This is a genomic window from Collinsella sp. LCP19S3_D5, assembly GCF_052121415.1.
Lineage (GTDB): Bacteria > Actinomycetota > Coriobacteriia > Coriobacteriales > Coriobacteriaceae > Collinsella.
In genome coordinates, this window is record NZ_JBQKEH010000004.1 from 26,746 (window position 1) to 43,789 (window position 17,044).

General features: G+C 61.4%; 13 protein-coding genes. 1 reads left to right on the plus strand and 12 read right to left on the minus strand.

Annotated features, from left to right (window positions below):
• Positions 1-194: 194 nt before the first annotated feature.
• The 3 genes from ACTQXO_RS02635 to ACTQXO_RS02645 all read right to left on the minus strand — a co-directional run bounded on the left by ACTQXO_RS02635 (position 195) and on the right by ACTQXO_RS02645 (position 3,399).
• Entirely contained in the window at positions 195-1,205 is a 1,011-nt protein-coding gene (locus tag ACTQXO_RS02635; RefSeq protein ID WP_427793677.1) for a LacI family DNA-binding transcriptional regulator, read from the minus strand.
• Positions 1,206-1,424: 219 nt separating this feature from the next.
• Positions 1,425-2,399, minus strand: a complete 975-nt coding sequence (locus tag ACTQXO_RS02640) for a nucleoside hydrolase (protein ID WP_441545415.1) — start codon at positions 2,397-2,399, stop codon at positions 1,425-1,427.
• Positions 2,400-2,403: 4 nt separating this feature from the next.
• Positions 2,404-3,399: a ribokinase gene (locus tag ACTQXO_RS02645; protein WP_441032055.1), complete on the minus strand. Its 996-nt coding sequence runs from the start codon at positions 3,397-3,399 to the stop codon at positions 2,404-2,406.
• 186 nt (positions 3,400-3,585) lie between these two features.
• Between ACTQXO_RS02645 and ACTQXO_RS02650 the strand changes: the two genes are divergently transcribed.
• On the plus strand, positions 3,586-5,778 hold the full coding sequence (locus ACTQXO_RS02650; protein ID WP_441032053.1) for an acyltransferase family protein: 2,193 nt from the start codon (positions 3,586-3,588) through the stop codon (positions 5,776-5,778).
• Positions 5,779-5,967: 189 nt separating this feature from the next.
• Here the strand turns inward: ACTQXO_RS02650 and ACTQXO_RS02655 are convergent, their stop codons facing one another.
• The 9 genes from ACTQXO_RS02655 to ACTQXO_RS02695 form a co-directional block, all read right to left on the minus strand.
• On the minus strand, positions 5,968-7,164 hold the full coding sequence (locus tag ACTQXO_RS02655) for an Nramp family divalent metal transporter (RefSeq protein WP_427747655.1): 1,197 nt from the start codon (positions 7,162-7,164) through the stop codon (positions 5,968-5,970).
• A gap of 74 nt (positions 7,165-7,238) precedes the next feature.
• On the minus strand, positions 7,239-9,083 hold the full coding sequence (locus tag ACTQXO_RS02660; protein WP_427795580.1) for a magnesium transporter: 1,845 nt from the start codon (positions 9,081-9,083) through the stop codon (positions 7,239-7,241).
• A 320-nt stretch (positions 9,084-9,403) separates the two neighbouring features.
• Entirely contained in the window at positions 9,404-10,810 is a 1,407-nt protein-coding gene (locus ACTQXO_RS02665) for a polysaccharide deacetylase family protein (RefSeq protein WP_441032051.1), read from the minus strand.
• A 71-nt stretch (positions 10,811-10,881) separates the two neighbouring features.
• Positions 10,882-11,637: a PRC-barrel domain containing protein gene (locus ACTQXO_RS02670; RefSeq protein ID WP_441032049.1), complete on the minus strand. Its 756-nt coding sequence runs from the start codon at positions 11,635-11,637 to the stop codon at positions 10,882-10,884.
• Complete coding sequence (locus ACTQXO_RS02675) at positions 11,637-12,026, minus strand: YtxH domain-containing protein (RefSeq protein WP_154516595.1); 390 nt, start codon at positions 12,024-12,026, stop codon at positions 11,637-11,639. The genes ACTQXO_RS02670 and ACTQXO_RS02675 overlap by 1 nt, the downstream gene beginning before the upstream one ends.
• A gap of 136 nt (positions 12,027-12,162) precedes the next feature.
• A complete protein-coding gene (locus ACTQXO_RS02680) occupies positions 12,163-12,990 on the minus strand; it encodes a cyanophycin synthetase family protein (protein ID WP_441032046.1) in 828 nt (275 codons plus the stop codon).
• 24 nt (positions 12,991-13,014) lie between these two features.
• Positions 13,015-14,388: a hemolysin family protein gene (locus ACTQXO_RS02685; RefSeq protein WP_441032044.1), complete on the minus strand. Its 1,374-nt coding sequence runs from the start codon at positions 14,386-14,388 to the stop codon at positions 13,015-13,017.
• A gap of 114 nt (positions 14,389-14,502) precedes the next feature.
• Positions 14,503-15,186: a PAQR family membrane homeostasis protein TrhA gene (gene trhA / locus ACTQXO_RS02690; RefSeq protein ID WP_427747617.1), complete on the minus strand. Its 684-nt coding sequence runs from the start codon at positions 15,184-15,186 to the stop codon at positions 14,503-14,505.
• A 385-nt stretch (positions 15,187-15,571) separates the two neighbouring features.
• Positions 15,572-16,777 carry a DUF362 domain-containing protein gene (locus ACTQXO_RS02695; protein WP_427727237.1) on the minus strand — a complete coding sequence of 402 codons (1,206 nt, stop codon included), beginning with the start codon at positions 16,775-16,777 and terminating at the stop codon, positions 15,572-15,574.
• Positions 16,778-17,044 lie beyond the last annotated feature (267 nt).

Sequence of the window (17,044 nt, forward strand, 5' to 3'; positions counted from 1 at the left end):
TAAATGTTTTACTCTTTTGTTTAGAAGTGTAACGCGAAATACCCGTAAACGGTAGAGAAATCAGCCTAAACGGTATGTAAACAAACTGAACATACAAGGGCAACAAAAAGAGGGCCCCGAAGGACCCCTTTTGGATGACGTTATTTTTCTGCCTTGGCGAGCTTTGCCGCCCTGCGGCCCGGCGTTGCCTTTGCCTAGATCTCACGCACGCTCTGACGCTCGACAAAATAGGTCGATACGGCTGTCTTGCAGGTATAGCTCTTGGGATTGCGGATGTTGCCCACCAGGCGGCGCACCGCGATCTCGCCCACCTCGTGCTTGGGAACGTGCACCGTGGTGAGCGGCGGGTTGGAGAAGGCGCCCAGAGATAGGTCGTCAAAGCCGATGATCGAGACATCCTCGGGCACGCGAATACCGTGCTCGTTGAGCGCGCGCATGGCACCCACGGCGAGCACGTCGTTTTCGGCAAAGAAAGCCGTCGGCAGGTCGTCGCGCGAGACGCTGTCGAGCCATGCGCCCATGTCGCGATAGGCGCCCTCGAGCGTGGTGCCCAGCGTAACGCGCCATGTCGGGTTGGCCTCAAGGTCTGCGTCCTCAAGCGCTTGGCGATAGCCGCGCTCGCGATCCTTAAAGTTGCGGATGCGAAGGTCGCCTGCCAGATAGCCGATCTGCCTGTGACCTTTCTCGATGAGGTGATCCACGGCGCGCAGCACCGAGTCGGTGTTGGCAATGACCACGGCATCGAAGTACTGACGATCGCTCCAGCCATCGAGCACGATCAGGTGGGCGGCAGCGTTGGCAAACAGGGCGTAGTCTTCCTCACCCAGCTCGGTACCCATCAGCACGATAGCGGCGGACGGATCGGCGATCAGGCCCTCGACCTGCGGACGCACGGCGTCCAAGTCGCTAAAGTCGAGCGAGACAAAGCTCGTGCTCATGCCGTGACGACGCGCCTGGCGCTCCACGCCCTCGATGACCGCGGGATGGAAGGTGCTCTCGTCCAGAATGGCGCCCGTCTTGCGCGCGAGCACAAACTGAATGCTCTCGAGCTGCGTCGACTGCTGATAGCCAAGCGATTGCGCGCACTCCAGGATGACCTTGGCGGTCTCTTCACTCACGCTGCGCTTGCGGTTGAGCGCGTTGGACACGGTCGCAGGCGAAAAACCGGTGATGCGGCTGATCTCGCGAACACTTGCTTTGGCCATTGTTCCCCCTAGCAACGGCCGTGGCGGAGCATCGCAACTTGATGACTCGACAACTAAACGACCGCAAATTCAATCTAAACAGAATAGTAAATGTTTATGAGCTAGTTTAGCCTGTTGTCAAGCGAAGTGGCACGACTATTCCCCCAACGGGCACATTTACTCGGTAGCTAAAAAAGCCCCGTCCCAAATTGACTACATGGGGCGGGGCACGGAAATCATCTAGCCAAGAACACGGGCCATGCGCGTCTTGAACTCGGACAGGAAGCGCGGGGCATCCACGGTCAGCGCCACAAGCGCGCTCTTGTCCGGATCGGACAGGCGATGCTCGTCGCAAATGGTGCGGCCGCGATACTCTCCCAGCAGATCAACACGCAGATTGCAGCCGAGCGCACCCACGAGCGTGGGGTCGATCGCCACGGCGACGGCCAGCGGATCGTGCAGCGCACAACCACCCAGGTAGGGTGCGTTCATCTCGTACGAGCCAATGTAGTGCTCGACCATGCTCGCAAACGCACAGCCCGCCATGGTGCCCGAGCCCGTCCATCCGGCAATGTCGCGACGCGTGAGCACCACGCGATGCGTCACATCCAGGCCCACCATAGTGAGCTTGCGGCCCGAACGCAGCACGGCATCGGCCGCTTCGGGATCGCTTGCCATGTTGGCCTCGGCACCCGCGCTCACATTGCCGGGCACGGTCAGGGCGCCGCCCATCACCACCACGCGGCCAATAGACATCACCGCCGCCGCATCGCGCTCCAGGGCAAGCGCCAGGTTGGAGAGCGGGCCGGTCGCTACGTAGACCAGATCGGGACCATAGGTGCGCACGGCATCAATCAGATAATCGACTGCAGCGTTGCCATCGGCCGACGTCGCCCCCACCGGCTCGTAGGGCGACGCGGGCACACTCGCGCCGCCGATGCCATTCTTGCCGTGAATGAGTACGGTGGACGCCGGCGGCGTATAGGGCTCAGTCGCCTGCAGAGGACGGTCGGCACCCAGGTACACCGGCACCTCGGGACGGCCCAACAGGTCAAGCACCGCCAGGCAGTTGCGCGCCGACTGGTCGACGCGCACGTTGCCAAAACACGTGGTAATGCCCACGAGCTCAACCTCGGGGCTCGCGATGGCATAGGCAAGCGCCATCGCATCGTCCACACCCATATCCAGATCAAGGATCAGCTTCTTGGTTGCCATTGTTCTACTCCGCTTCTCCGTCTTGTACTAAATCGTCTAAATCAAACACGCGCTCAACTTCGGCACGCGTGGGAATCGACTGCTGCGCGCCCAGGCGCGACACCGTCACCGCCGAGGCGCGAGCACCCGCGGCCATGCACTCAAAGAGCGGCAGGCCCTCCAGACGAGCCGCGGCAAGCGCACCGATAAACGTATCGCCCGCGGCCGTCGTATCGACCACCGCGCTCGAAAGCGCCGGCATGCGCAGCAGATCGCCGTCGTCGCCGAGCGTAACCGAGCCGGCGCCGCCCAGCGTGATGACCGCAGCGCCGGCACCTTTGGCGAGCAGGGCATTGAGCGCCGCGACGCAGCTCGCATCGTCTGCAGGCAAGATGCCCGTCAGTACCTGGCACTCAGTCTCGTTGGGACAGACCAAGTCGACTGCAGGCCAGACCTCCGCAGGCACTTCGCAGGCAGGCGCTGGATTAAAGACCGTATAGAACCCCAGCTCGCGAGCGCAAACAAGCGCCTCGACAGTCGCCACAAGGTCACATTCGCCCTGGGCGATAAAGACGCTTCCGGCAGCCGGGGCAATCTCGCTGGCGTTGCCATCGAGCTCATCGGTCACCAGACGCCTCAGCGCGCGGGCAACGTCCTCGCCCGCAAGTGCATGGTTGGCGCCCGGCGACAGCACGATGCGGTTATCGCCCTCACAGCGAATGATGGTCGCCGTTCCCGTCTCCACATCGTCGCGACACGCCACAAAGTCACAGTCCACGCCAGCATCTTGGAGCCCCGCCACGAGCGACGAGCCAAACGCGTCGCGGCCGACCGCGCCGATCATGCGCGTGCGCGCGCCCATGCGCGCAGCTGCTACGGCCTGGTTGGCGCCTTTGCCGCCGGCGTTGGTGATAAACCCGCTGCCGCCGACGGTCTCGCCCGCACGCGGCATGCGCTCGCACGCCACCGAAAGGTCCATGTTCATGCTGCCAAACACCGCAACGATGCCGCAATCTGCCATGGAAACCTCCTCGTCCGCGGGCTCTGCACCCGCTGTCGGCCGTCAATCGTGCACTCTCGCACCTCTATAACTTTAGTTCACTTTGATGTGGACGCGCGCTTGAGCTTACGCCAGCAGCAAGCATTCACAGGAGTAGGCGGCTACAATGAAAGCGTGCTGATTATTCTCGTCATTGGATGATGTTTTATGGATCAATTCCCGCGATCGAGCTCGCGCAGCTCACGCCATGCGAGCGATCAACAAGCGCCGCACGAACGTTCGCGCACTAACCGCCAAACCACCGAGCCGCGCCGCGCTGCAGGCTCCCATCGCTCGCCCGCCAACAAGGGCGCCCGCACCGACAGCGCCGCAAAAGAACAGGCGCCCACGCGTCCCAAATCTCGCTACATCCCCGCCCTCGACGGCCTTCGCACGCTCGCCGTTGTCGCGGTGGTGCTCTATCACCTCAACCTCACGTGGGCTCAGGGCGGCCTGCTCGGCGTCACGATCTTCTTTGTGCTCTCGGGATACTTGATCACGCGCCTGCTCCTCAACGAAATCGCAAAGACCGGTCGTATCGATCTCAAGAGCTTCTGGATCCGCCGCATCCGTCGCCTGTTCCCCGCCGTGGTAACCGTCGTGGTGGTGACCTGCGCACTGTGCACTGTCTTTAACCATGTGATGCTCACCAAGATGCGCCCCGACATCCTGCCGTCGCTGCTGTTCTTTAATAACTGGTGGCAGATCATGCAGGACGTTTCGTACTTTAACGCCCTGGGCGACCCCTCGCCGCTCACGCACTTTTGGTCGCTTGCCATCGAGGAACAGTTCTATCTTATTTGGCCGCCGCTGCTGCTCGCCATGGTGTCGGTGCACATGAGCAAGCCCAACACGCGCCGCGTGGTCCTGGGCCTTGCCGCGGTATCCGCCCTCGCCATGATGGTGCTCTACAACCCCGCCACCGACCCCAGCCGCGTGTACTACGGCACCGACACCCGCGTGTTCTCGTTGCTGCTGGGCGCCTGGATGGCCTTTATCCCCGACCGCGACCTGGCGCCTGCGCGCCTTGTCCGCCATCTGGGGCTCGACCGACTGGCCGGCGCCGCCAAGCACGGCAAGTCAAAGAGCGACACCGCCGAGGCCGCCACGACAAAGCCAAGTGAGCTCGCACGCTTTTGGTCCTCCCCCGCATCCATCGATTTGATGGGCGTCGTTGGCCTGGTCGGACTCGCCGCCATGGTCGCGCTCACCAACGGCTATACCGCGTTTCAGTATCGCGGCGGCACGCTGCTGTGCTCCATCCTCACACTGATGGTTATCGCGGCATGTGTGCAGCCCCAGGGCATGGTCGCACGGGCCTTGGCCGCCGAGCCGCTCGTATGGATCGGCAAGCGCTCCTACAGCATCTACCTGTGGCATTATCCGCTGCTGCTCCTCATGAACCCGGTCGCCAACATTAACGACACGCCCTGGTGGCAGTACATTTTGCAGGTGTTGTTGGTGGTCGCCGTGGCCGAGTGCTCCTATCGCTTTATCGAAACGCCGTTTAGGAAGGGCGCTTTTGGGCGCACCGTTGCCGAGCTCCGCGACGGCACCACCACGCTCGCCGGCTGGATGCGCGCACATGTCCCCACCTGCGCCGTTTGCGCCGTCGCGCTTGTTGTGGCGCTGGGCGGCCTGGTCTTTGTGCCCGACACATCCGCACTGAGCGGCGAGGGCGCCGAAATCCTAAACAAGGAGGCCAAAAATGCAAAGCCTCAAGATCAGCGGGCGGCCGATGACACCGACAAAGATGACGACGGCTTCCCCGACGGAGCCTACGACCTGCTAATGATTGGCGACTCCGTGTCCCTGCGCGCCGTCGATGCCTTTGACGGCGTGTTCCCGCACAGCCACATCGATGCCGAAAAGGGCCGCCAGTTTGATGCGGGCCGCGCGACATTTGAGGGCTATATCCAGCAAAATCTTGCAGGCAGGATTGTGGTCTTTGCGCTAGGCACCAACGGCCTGGTAACCGATGATCAGATTGATGCGATCATGGCCGACGCCGGTGATCAGCGTATTGTCGTGTTTGTAAACACGCGTAGCCCGCAGCCGTGGGTCGGGTCCACGAACCAAGCCATCGCCAACGCCGCTACGCGCTACAAGAATGTACGCGTTATCGACTGGTACGGGCACAGCGCCAACCGCAACGACCTGTTCGATGGCGACGGCACGCACCTGTCGACTACCGGCGTGACCGAGTACCTTAAGCTCATCCACGATGCCGTCAAGAAGGACCTACCCGTGCACCCCGAGGACCACGTTAACGATCCGCAGCCGGCGGCTGTCAAATCCGCTGCCGAGGCACTCGTCAACGCCCTCGCCTACAAACCGCACAAGCTAGGCACCGACAAGTAACGCACAGCCAAATCTGCTTACAATCCGGCACTTGGGACCACTTCCGCGACTTACAAAGCCGCCTCTGGGCTGTTAATTCACCCCAGAGGCGGCTTTATAGCTGCATATCGGTATATAACTAGCACCCTATAGCAGACAAAAACAGGCCGCAGCCCATGGCGGCGGCCTGTTTAGAGTCCAAGAGAGGTGCTACGCGCTGTAGCCCATCGCTTGCAGAACAAACATGACGACCGTCAGCACCGTAATAACGCCGATAGTCGCCCAAGTGAGCACATTCCACACACGGCCGTTGCGGTTGGCGCCCATAATGTGTCGATCGGCGGCAATAACCACCTGGAACACCAGAACCACGGGCAGCAACACGCCGTTGATGACCTGCGAGGTCATCATAATCTGGAACAGGTCGACGCCGGGCATGAGCACCAGCACGGCAGAAATGCCAATGATTGCCGTAATGATGCCGCGATAGACCGGGGCCTCGTCCCAGCTGCGATCGGCACCGCGTTCCCAGCCAAACGCCTCGCAGATAGCGCTGGACGTAACGCCCGGCAGCACACAGGCGGCCAAGAAGCTCGCCGCGACCAGGCCCGAGGCAAACAGCACCGTGGACCACTGGCCCGCAATGGGCTCCAGCGCGCGGGCAGCGTCTGCAGCGTCGCTAATCTGAATGCCCGCGGGGAACAATACCGTACCGGTCGTGATGATAATAAAACCGGCAATGACATCGGCGGCAATCGAGCCGCTCACGGTATCGATGCGCTGCAACACGATATCGTCCTCGCCCGCATTCTTATCGACCACGTTGTTCTGTGCCAGGAAAATCATCCAGGGCGCGATGGTGGTACCGATCGTCGCGACCACAAGCGACACGTAGCTGGGGTCATTTTGAATGTTGGGTACAACCAGATCGACCGCCACCTCGCCCCAACTGGGACCAGCCATAATTGCAGCGACAATGTAGGTCACAAACACGCAGCTCACCAGCAACAGAATCTTCTCGATGCGCTGGAAGCTACCCGACATGGTAAGCATCCAAACCATCAGCGCCACAAGCGGCACCGAGATGCTCGCCGGCACGCCAAAGAGGGCAAGGCCGCTCGCGATACCCGCAAACTCCGAAATGGTCACGGCTGTGTTGGCAATCAGCAGCGCCGCCATGGCCAGCACGCTCTTGCGCACGCCAAAGCGCTCGCGAATGAGCGAGGCCAGGCCCTTGCCCGTCACGCAGCCGCAACGCGCCGCGGTCTCCTGCGTCACGATGAGCAGCACGGTCATGACGGGAAGCATCCAGAGCATCTTGTAACCATAGCTGGCACCGGCGCTGGAATACGTGGCGATGCCGCCTGCGTCATTGCCCGAAAGCGCCGCCAGAAGGCCAGGACCCATGGCACCAAAGATGGCCGCGATGGTCAGCTTTTGCTTGGTGCCCTGCTTTTGCTTGCTATTTTGCACGCGACCACCTAACCCATGACCGACATGGTGTGCAGCACCGCAGCGGCACAGTACGCCACGCACGAGATCATGACGGCAATGACGTTCATGGCGGTACCCGACGTATTGAGGTCGTGCTCGTCGCGCCAGAACAGCACCATCAGGTAAATCACAGCGCTCATGTTGCCAATCAGGCAGACGATGGCCGCGATGTTAAAGCAGCCGGTAAAGAGCTGCTCCTCAAGCATGGGCGCGTCGGGGAACGCCGTGGTGCGCACCAGCTGAGCGCACAGGTAGGTCACGAGCGACAGGATCAGGCCCATGCCCGTGCTCTGGAAGAAGAATCCCAGATACGGCTTGGGTTCATCGTCATGGCCGTCGTACTCCAGGAAGTAGTTCTTGACGAACGACACCATACGCGAGGCAGCCAGCAGCACGAGCGGCATGGCGCACATGGGGAACACCACCAGATGTGCGGAGCCCAGCGCCGTCCCCAGCACTGCCGCCATGATGCACGAGGCAATGCCCCAAACGACAACCCAGTACTGGCGATGCACAAACCAGCTGAGCACATTCGTCGAGTCGTCGGACGCGCTATCGCCCGAGCCGACGCCTGCGATCTGCAGGTCCTCCTGGTGCTCCTCGGCGATAACGTCCATGGCGTCGTCGAAGGTCACAATGCCCAAGATGTGGCGGTTCTCATCGCAGACGGGGATGGCGACCAGGTCGTACTTGGTCATCTCATCCGTTACGTCTTCCTGGTCCTCGTCGGGCGACACATAAACCAGGTCGCGGTAGGCCAGCTGGCCCAGCGTGGCGTCGCGGTCGGCCACGATCAACGTGCGCAGCGAGAGCACGCCGGTCAGCATACCGCTCGGATCCTCGGTATAGACGTAGTAGACGCTTTCGAAATCCTCGTCGAGCTTGCGGATCGCCTCAATGGCGTCACCGACCGTCGCCGTGGCAGGCAGGGAGACAAACTCCGAGGTCATAATGCGGCCGGCAGTGTTTTCCTCATAGCCCAGCAGGTTACGAATCGCCTTCTCCTCCTGAACGCCCATCAGGCGCAGGAGCTTCTCGGCCTTCTCGTAATCGAGCTCGTCGATCAGGTCGGCGGCGTCGTCCGGGTCCATCATGGCCAGCATCGACGACGCATCCGTGTCGGACAGGCCCTCGAGCATCTCGGTCATGAGCTCGTCGTCATCGAACTCCGAGATGGCCTCGGCGGCCTGGGCGGTGTCGAGCTGCGCGAACACCTGCGCGCGCAGGCGAGGATCGAGCTGCTCGATAATGTCGGCAATGTCGGCAGGATGCAGCTCGCCGAGCGTCTTATGCGACACCGACAGCTGGATGTTCTTAGTCGATCGATCGAGCAGGTCCATGTAGGACCAGGCGATGATGTCCTCGCCGAGCGGTTTGCCCAGGTGCTTCATAAAGCCCTCGACGACATGTTCAAGAGCGGGGCTGATTGCGCGCAGCAGACCGCGGGCACCGACTTCGGCACCCAGCAGGCGCAGCTGATTTTCGCCTGACATGGAAAACTTGATGTCGTTTACGCGCACGACCTTCATGCCCTGCGTGTCGACGATTTGTTTGTTGAGCACGTCGCGCGCGAGCAGGAGTTCGGTCGGCTGCAGGTACGAAAAACGGATTTCGGTAGCCGACGTCTTAAGGTATACGCCCGTCTCGTCGATACGGTCGACCCATTTTCGCCAGCTGATCATAAACGGCGTCTTGCCGGGACCGCGGAACGCGAGCGACGTCACGTGCGGAAAAACTTCGCCGGTAGCAATGCCAAAATCGTTCACAACGCCGAGCTTTTCGCCATCGACGTCCAAGACCGGCAGCTTGAGCATCTCACTCAGATAATTCACTGGTGCTCCCCATCATTATTCCTTCGGACCGTGGCCATGCCGGCACGCCATCCGTGGACTTTTAGATATGTATACGCATGCGCGGGCGGCACACCGCTCGGCGCTCACACCCCGTGCATGCGCAAGAAGCACCTGCAAGGGGTCATCGACTGTATGGTCGAGGTTTGGATTTCACCTGCAACCTTTCTCTTGACCCTTGTTATCCGCAGTAACTATAGCATCAGCATCGCGCCGTGACGCCAAATTTATGCTCCAAACATCGCAGGCATACCAAACGCTGACGCATCCGTGACATAGTCGTTTAAGAACGTCCCCCATGACTAGTCTGCGGTGTCGTTATCTTCGGCGAGCTGGGGAAACACGGCGTTCTTGGGCATGGAAGTCTTCGTTAGCGAGGTGAGTTTTTTGCTCAGCGACGTATCCGTCTTCACCAAATCGCTCAGCGTCACGATCTTGTAGCCCTTGCCGACAAGGCCATCGATGATCTGCGGCAGCGCTTCGAGCGTCTGTTCGGAGCACTCGTCGCTATCGGTGAACAAAACAATGTTGCCCGGAGTCACCGATTCGAGCACTGTCGAAACCTGTTCGTCGGCGCCGTTGAGCAGCCAGTCGCCCGAATCGATATTCCACGAGACCACGGCAGACACCAGGTCCATCGCATCGATCCAGTTTTGCTCGTCAAACGCGGCGTAGGGAGCACGCAGCAACATCGTCTCGACGCCGGTCGCCGACTTAATCGCCTCGGTGCCCTTCGTGATCTGCTTGCGCACCGCCTCGCGATCCTTGTCCTTGAGCGAATCATCGCTGTAGCTGTTGGAGCCGATCTCGCATCCGGCATCGACAATCGCTTTGGCAGTAGCGGGCGAGGCTTCCGCAGCATCGCCCGAAAGGAAGAACGTCGCCGTGACGCCCTTTTCCTTGAGCACCTGCAAGACCTGCTTGGTCGCGCCGCTCGGACCCTCGTCAAATGTCAGGGCCACGTACTTTTCGTTGCCCTTGGGCGCTACGCTCGCGCACTCGACTACACAGTCGGTGGCGGGCACGACCTCGCCGCGGTCCTGCGTCTTGCCCGACTGCTCGCCGACCCATACCTCGGAGCGGCCCCGAACGCCCCAGGTTTTAACGTATTCGATAGCGCCCGTGCCCTCGACCTTCAACTTGGGCTCAATGGTCGTGACCTGGACCTCGTGCTTCTCGTACGTGTCGCGGCCGTCTTTGACCGTCACTTTCTCGCCGCCCGTTAGCTCGCGGCTATTCCACTTGCCCTGCTTCACCCGTTTGCCGTCCACCTTCACCGACAGCTTTTCGCCGCCACGGCGGGTAAGCACGCTATCGTCGACAGCCAACAAGTCGCCGGCATCGTAGGTGTCGGTCAGGCCTTGATCATCGATAAGGTTCTGCAACGTGGAGCCCACGCGCACCGAAGCCTGCTCCCCATTGAGCACAATGTCCACGCTGCGATTGACATAGCCCACGACGGCAGCGATAAACAGCACGAGCGCACAGCCGACAGCGATGAGCGCATAGGGCAGGCGGGACGGTCGGCGCGGTGAGCGCCCGTTGCCGATGCGCGCGCTGCGATCGCTAAACCCACGGCTATGGTTGAGGTACATCGCGCCGGGTTTACGGCGACGTCGACGCTGACCGCTGGGCAGCTGCCCCAGGTCGCGTCGCGCCGTCGGACGCGCACCCGAGCGCCCGTTTAAGTTAGATCCGTTTTGGCGCATGTGCCATCCCCCATAAACACAGCGAGCCGGAGCAACATGTCTCCGGCTCGCCCCCGTCATTTGGTACGTCGCTATTTGCTAGCTTTTGACGAGCCCCCGCTCGCCTTTTGATATTCGTCCTTAAAGGCCTTGAACATACCGCGCGTCTTGCCGAGCTGCTTGCCCAGTGCGCGACTGCCCTTGTCCACGGCGGCCGATCCCTTGTCATCGAGCACCTTGGCGCCCTTCTTGACCTTATCGCCCACCACGACACTGGCCTCGGCAGCCTTGGCGGCCGCGCCGCCCGAATACCCGAGCGACTTGACCTCGTCCGAGACAATCATCGCGCCGTTCTCGTAGCCGCGCAGCATCGTCGGCGGCATCTGTGTGTCGCCCACCAGCACACTCGAGGCAGTGCCGGCGGTCACGTAGAACGTCTGCACGATACCCGAACGCGGCTTGAACTCAACGTCCGAGCAGTAGCCCACGACATCGCCCGATTCCGTGCGCACGTCCATGCCAACCCAGATGATGCAATCGTCCAGGTTGATATCGAGGCGCTTGGCCGCGGCGGCATCGTAGGTGCCCTTGACGTCGTCGACCACGACAGCACCCTCATAGACGCCGATGGCATCGAGTGCCACAAATCGATCGGGGCGCTCGATCATGCCCGCGATATCGGACTGGCGAACCATAAAGCCCACCACGCGCGTACCGCCCGGGGTAAAGACCGGAAAGTGAATCTTGCCGAGCTTTTTGGGGCTGCGCGGCGTGCCGTCCTTTTTGGTGCGCTTGTCTTCGGCAGGCTTACGATAAACCTTGACGCCGACAAAATCCCCTGCGCGCATTATGCCTCGGTCGAGGGCTCCGTGGCCTCGGTGTCGGCCTCAGTGACGTTCTCGACCACGACGTCGGCAGCGGGCGTCACGTTGCCGCCCGAGATGGCGTCGTTGAGCTGCTCGCGAAGCTGGTCCATGCGCTCGCGGGCCAGGTCGACCTTGGCGCGCAGGTCATCGGTCTTGGCGTCGACCATCGGACCAAAGTCGTTGACCGCGGCACGAGCCTCCTCGGCACCGTGCTCGTAGGTGTCGCGCATGTTGTCCCAGGCATCGTTGGCGATATCGGCGGCCATGGCACGGGTCTCGGCACCCGAGCGCGGGGCCAGAGCAACGCCGATGATAGCGCCGGCGGCAGCGCCAAAGAGCGCACCGGAGACAAAGCTGAAAGTCTTTCCCATGATCATTCCTCTCCTGCGGGCACCTCGATGCCCACCGTTTGAATGCTGTCCATTATACCCGCAGCGCAACACTTGCCGTCGCGCTCATCTGCGTACGGTAAAAGCGCAGGTACATGATAGTGATAAGCGAGTGAGCCTACTCCTGCGGCATGGCAGGCATGGCCACCGTGGCCGCCGGGTCCTCGCCGGCGCCATCAACGAGCGGAAGCGCACCTTCCTGTGCGGGGCCTGCCGGAACCGTCGCCGCGCCACCGTAGACGGCAGCGGGGGCCTCGTGGCTCTCGGCGGTCGCGCCCTCGGTATCGATTGCCTCCTGCAGCTCATCGTCAAAGCTCGGGACACCCTGGGGCTCCGCGGGCTCGGACTCGAAGGCTTCCTCAGCAGTTGCCTCGACGCCGGGTTCGGAATCGGCAGGAGCCTCGCCTTCGGCCACGTCCTCGGCGTTTGCGGCGGCGATGGCCTCGTGCGGATCCTTGCCCTCGGCCTCGGCGCGCATACCCAGCACCAGGTTGCGCAGGCCCGCGACCGTGCCCTCCACGTCAGGGGCAGGCTGGTCGGCGTGCAGATAAGCCCAGTCCATCATAAAGGTCGCCGAAGACAGCGCGCCGATGGCCAGCGCGTCATCGGGGCATGAAAGCTCAACCTCAAAGACACGCTCATCGTGCTCGCTTACGCGGGTACGGCCGCACGAAATGCTGCCGGCGAGACCGGTCTCGTTCATGAGCTCCACTGTCACGTGCTCAAGCAGATGGCAAAGCTCGGTCTGGCCCATGCAGTCCTGGAATTCACGACCGGAATCGCCTAGGCACAGGTGCTTGGCAATCGCGGGCACCAGGTAGTACACGCGCGCCGTGGCCTCGATGTCCTCCGAGGTCATGAGCGGCATGCCGGGGTTCACCAGCACATGCGCGCAGATCTTGTCCTCGCTGACGGTGACCTTAAGGATGTTGAACAGGCCTGCCATAACTCTCCCCTACTCTTCCTTGCCCTACTCGTCGCCGTCGTGCGGGCCCGCAGAGCCCGCGCCCGGCGCCGCCGGCTTATCTGCCGAGGACTCGGAATCCTTCTTATCGGTTTCGGCCGGAGCGATCACGCGAATAAGCGAGATGCGCTGGCCACGCATCGACTGCACCTTGAACTTGTACCCTGCAACCTCGAACACCTCTCCGATGTCGGGCACCGAGTCGCAAAGTTCCAAAATCCAGCCGGCGATGGTCTCATAATCATCGCTTTCCTCGAGCGGCCAACCAAGCTCAATCGCATCATCGCACGAAAAACGCCCATCGACGAGCCACTCACGGCACGAAAGACGCGTGAGGTACTTGTTATCGGGGTCGAACTCATCCTCGATCTCGCCCACGATCTCCTCGACGATGTCCTCGATGGTAATGATGCCAGCCGTGCCGCCGTACTCGTCCACGACCACCACGATCTGGTCGTGCGAAGTCTGCATCTCGGACAGCAGCGGCAGGATGTCCTTGGTGTCGGGCACAAAGGTGGCGTCGCGCAAATAACCGGCGATGGGCTGGTCGCCCTCGCCGTCGAGCGAGGGCTGAATCAGGTCCTTGATGTGCGCGATGCCCGCCACGTTGTCGGGATCTTCGTGATAGACGGGGATGCGGCTAAAGCCGGTCTGGCGCATAGTGGACAGCACGTCGGCGACCGTCTCGTCGTCCTCGCACATAGTGGTGTCCACGCGCGGCACCATGACCTCGCGGGCAACGGTATCGCCCAGGTCGAAGATCTCGTGGATCATACGCTTTTCCTCGTCGAGCAGGTCGTCCTGCTCCGAGACCATGTACTTAATCTCTTCCTCCGAGACGTTCTGACGGTCGTCGGCACTCTTGATGCGCAGGATGCGGGCCAGGCCATCGGAGCAAGCGCCAGTCAGCCAAACGAGCGGACGGGCGATCTTTTGGAAAAACGACAACGGCCCCACGACCTGCTTGGAAACGCCTTCGGCATTGGCCAGACCAATGCGCTTGGGCACAAGCTCGCCAATCACGATGGACATGAAGGCGACCGCAACGGTGATGATGACCGGCGCCAGTCCGCGCGCGATGGCAGAGAGCGGCGCGATGCCAAAGCTCATGAGCCACGTGGCGAGCGGGTCGGACAAGCTCGTCGAGGCGACGGCGGACGAGGCAAAGCCCACGAGCGTGATGGCGACCTGGATGGTGGCGAGCAGCTGGTCGGAGTCGGCAGCCAGCTTAACGGCGCGCTCGGCGCGTTTGTCGCCTTCCTCGGCCTCGTGCTCCAGCACGGCGCGCTTTGCCGTGGTGAGCGCCATCTCGGACATAGAGAAGTAGCCGTTGATGAGGGTCAAAACGAGGGTGGTGATAAGGGAGATGGTTATGTCCATCGGGAGTTTCTCGAACCTCCAAGATTCGGGACGTTAGGTAGTAAACGTAGATAACGGATAGGGCAGTTGCGTCCGGCGGCCGCTTGGATGGGTCCGCAGGCACAGACGTGATCGCTAGATTACGAAGAGGATCACCGCCATGAACTGGAAGATACTGCCGGCGAGCACCCACAAGTGAAACACACTGTGCAGGTAGCGCACGTTTTTAGCGATGTAGAACGGCACGCCCACGGTGTAGCACACGCCGCCGACAGCGAGCAGGGCAAGTGCCACGGGGTTGAGCAGCGACACGAGCTCGGGCAGCTTAAAGACAACGAGCCAGCCCATCAGCAGGTAGACCAGGCCGCTTACCCAGTGCGGTTGACGCTCGCGCATAAAGCACTCGAGGGCGATGCCGATAATGGCGATGGCCCATACGGCAAAGAACAGCATAGGGCCGCCATCGTTTGCCAGTGTGATGAGGCAAAACGGCGTATAGCTGCCAGCTATGAGCAGGTAGATGCAGCTGTGGTCGATGATGCGAAACACGCGCTTGGCGCGCGCGGGCTGAATCGCGTGGTAGAGCGTAGAGGCTAGGTATTCGAGGATAATACTGACGCCATAGACAATCGCCGCGGCCATGTGAGCCGGGCCTCCGCCGCGAAGAGCGGCAAATACGATCAGGAGCACCAAGCCCGCGATGCCCAGCAGGCAACCGACACCATGGGTGACGGAGTTCATGATCTCCTCACCCACCGTGTAGTGTGGAACGGCCGCGGTCTTGGGTCGCGGCTTGGAACTGTCGCTCGAATCGGACATGCCGGTTACATCCTCCAACGTAAAGAGTTCTCAACACTATATCAAAGCGTCTGGGTACGTGCGAAATTTGCACCATACGTGACCCCTTGTTTACCCATTCTTTGCTTGTTGACGCATCAACGGCGAACAATCATGGTTGGTTACAGCGCTGGAGGACCGTTTTGGCTCCCGCCTTCGGAAGTATGCGGCAAAATCTGGAACTGCCGACCAGACCGCAGTTTTACCAACAATTTATCAGGGGTTTTGTTGCCAAAAAATGTCGTGTGCTCGGCGGTCTCGAAATTTGCCGCATACTTCCGGAAAGCCGCCCGTGAGCGCTGTGCTCGCGAGCGGCTTTTGCTCGAATTACGCCACAAAGGCGCTTATATTGTCCAATAGCTAGGCGCTATTTGACCTCGATAAGCTCGTACTTGCTCGTGCCCAGGCCGATCTTCTCGGCGTGCGCGATGCACGCGCGCCAGTCGGTGTCGGGATGCGTGATGCAGAAGGGGTCACGCGCCTGCTCGCCCTCCAGATGCTCGTGGTTATGCTCCATCTTGGCCGCGCTATCGGTGAGCTCGGTGTTGGGCAGCGGCTCGGACGCCATGACGGCATCGGCACAGGCCTGGTCGATGGCGACCGGGTCGAAGCTCGCGAACATGCCGATATCGTTGACGATAGGCGTATCGTTTTCGGGATGGCAATCACAGTTGGGGCTGATATCCATGGCAAGCGAGATGTGGAAGCTCGGGCGGCCGTCGACGACGGCCTTGGTGTACTCGGCGATCTTGCAGTTGAGCACGTCGGCCGCGGCGTCATAGACGGGCTTGATGGCGTCCTGGTTGCACACGCCGATGCAGCGTCCGCAGCCCACGCAGCGATCGTGGTCGATGGCGGCCACGTGCACCGTGCGAGTAGCGCCGCTGGCAAGCTCGCGCTCGCGGGTGTCATCGAACGAGATAGCGTTGTGCGCGCAGATCTTTTCACAGGCACGGCAGCCAATGCAGTGCTCGGTCGCGACGTTCGGCTTGCCGGCGGCATGCTGCTCCATCTTGCCGGCACGGCTGCCGCCTCCCATGCCCAGGTTCTTCATGGCACCGCCAAAACCGGCCTGCTCATGGCCCTTAAAGTGGGTGAGGCTGATCACGATATCGGCATCCATGAGCGCCTGGCCGATCTTGGCCTCGCGCACGTACTCGCCGCCCTCGACCGGGACGAGCGCCTCGTCGGTGCCCTTAAGGCCGTCGGCGATGATGATCTGGCAACCCGTGGCATACGGGGTAAAGCCGTTCTGGTAGGCGGTATCGATGTGCTCGAGCGCGTTTTTGCGGCTACCGACATAGAGCGTGTTGCAGTCGGTGAGGAAGGGCTTGCCGCCCAGCTCCTTCACGACATCCGCGACGGCGCGGGCGTAGTTGGGGCGCAAAAAGCTCAGGTTGCCCAGCTCGCCAAAGTGAATCTTGATAGCGACGAACTTGTTCTCAAAGTCGATCTGCTCAATACCGGCGCGGCGGATGAGGCGCTTGAGCTTGTCGAGCTGGCTCTCGCGAGCATGCGTACGCAAGTTGGTGAAGTACACCTTAGCGGGTGCTGCGGGTGAAGTTGCGGTCATAGATCTATCCCCTCGGTCTATATGGCGTTACAGACATAGAGGATGGTACCCGTTAAAGCGGGGTCAAAGTCAAGTACGGCGCCTAGTCATTGGGGACAGACTTAAATGACTGAAACCACTCATTGGGGACGGACTTAAATGAGTGCCTCGCCACCTGGCGGCTAGGGACGTTCCTTTCCTGCCGGCAGCTGGGGACAGCCCTTGCCGACCCTGCCGGCGAGCCGGCGAATCGGCAAAGACTGTCCCCGATGACTAGTCGTTTAAGTC

Excerpts from the sequence above, each read along its gene's own strand:
- trhA (WP_427747617.1), bottom strand. The coding sequence starts at position 15,186 with ATGTCCGATTCGAGCGACAGTTCCAAGCCGCGACCCAAGACCGCGGCC.
- ACTQXO_RS02640 (WP_441545415.1), bottom strand. The coding sequence starts at position 2,399 with ATGGCAACCAAGAAGCTGATCCTTGATCTGGATATGGGTGTGGACGAT.
- ACTQXO_RS02645 (WP_441032055.1), bottom strand. The coding sequence starts at position 3,399 with ATGGCAGATTGCGGCATCGTTGCGGTGTTTGGCAGCATGAACATGGAC.
- ACTQXO_RS02675 (WP_154516595.1), bottom strand. The coding sequence starts at position 12,026 with ATGGGAAAGACTTTCAGCTTTGTCTCCGGTGCGCTCTTTGGCGCTGCC.
- ACTQXO_RS02655 (WP_427747655.1), bottom strand. The coding sequence starts at position 7,164 with ATGGGTCCTGGCCTTCTGGCGGCGCTTTCGGGCAATGACGCAGGCGGC.
- ACTQXO_RS02665 (WP_441032051.1), bottom strand. The coding sequence starts at position 10,810 with ATGCGCCAAAACGGATCTAACTTAAACGGGCGCTCGGGTGCGCGTCCG.
- ACTQXO_RS02680 (WP_441032046.1), bottom strand. The coding sequence starts at position 12,990 with ATGGCAGGCCTGTTCAACATCCTTAAGGTCACCGTCAGCGAGGACAAG.
- ACTQXO_RS02650 (WP_441032053.1), top strand. The coding sequence starts at position 3,586 with ATGGATCAATTCCCGCGATCGAGCTCGCGCAGCTCACGCCATGCGAGC.
- ACTQXO_RS02670 (WP_441032049.1), bottom strand. The coding sequence starts at position 11,637 with ATGCGCGCAGGGGATTTTGTCGGCGTCAAGGTTTATCGTAAGCCTGCC.
- ACTQXO_RS02695 (WP_427727237.1), bottom strand. The coding sequence starts at position 16,777 with ATGACCGCAACTTCACCCGCAGCACCCGCTAAGGTGTACTTCACCAAC.
- ACTQXO_RS02635 (WP_427793677.1), bottom strand. The coding sequence starts at position 1,205 with ATGGCCAAAGCAAGTGTTCGCGAGATCAGCCGCATCACCGGTTTTTCG.
- ACTQXO_RS02685 (WP_441032044.1), bottom strand. The coding sequence starts at position 14,388 with ATGGACATAACCATCTCCCTTATCACCACCCTCGTTTTGACCCTCATC.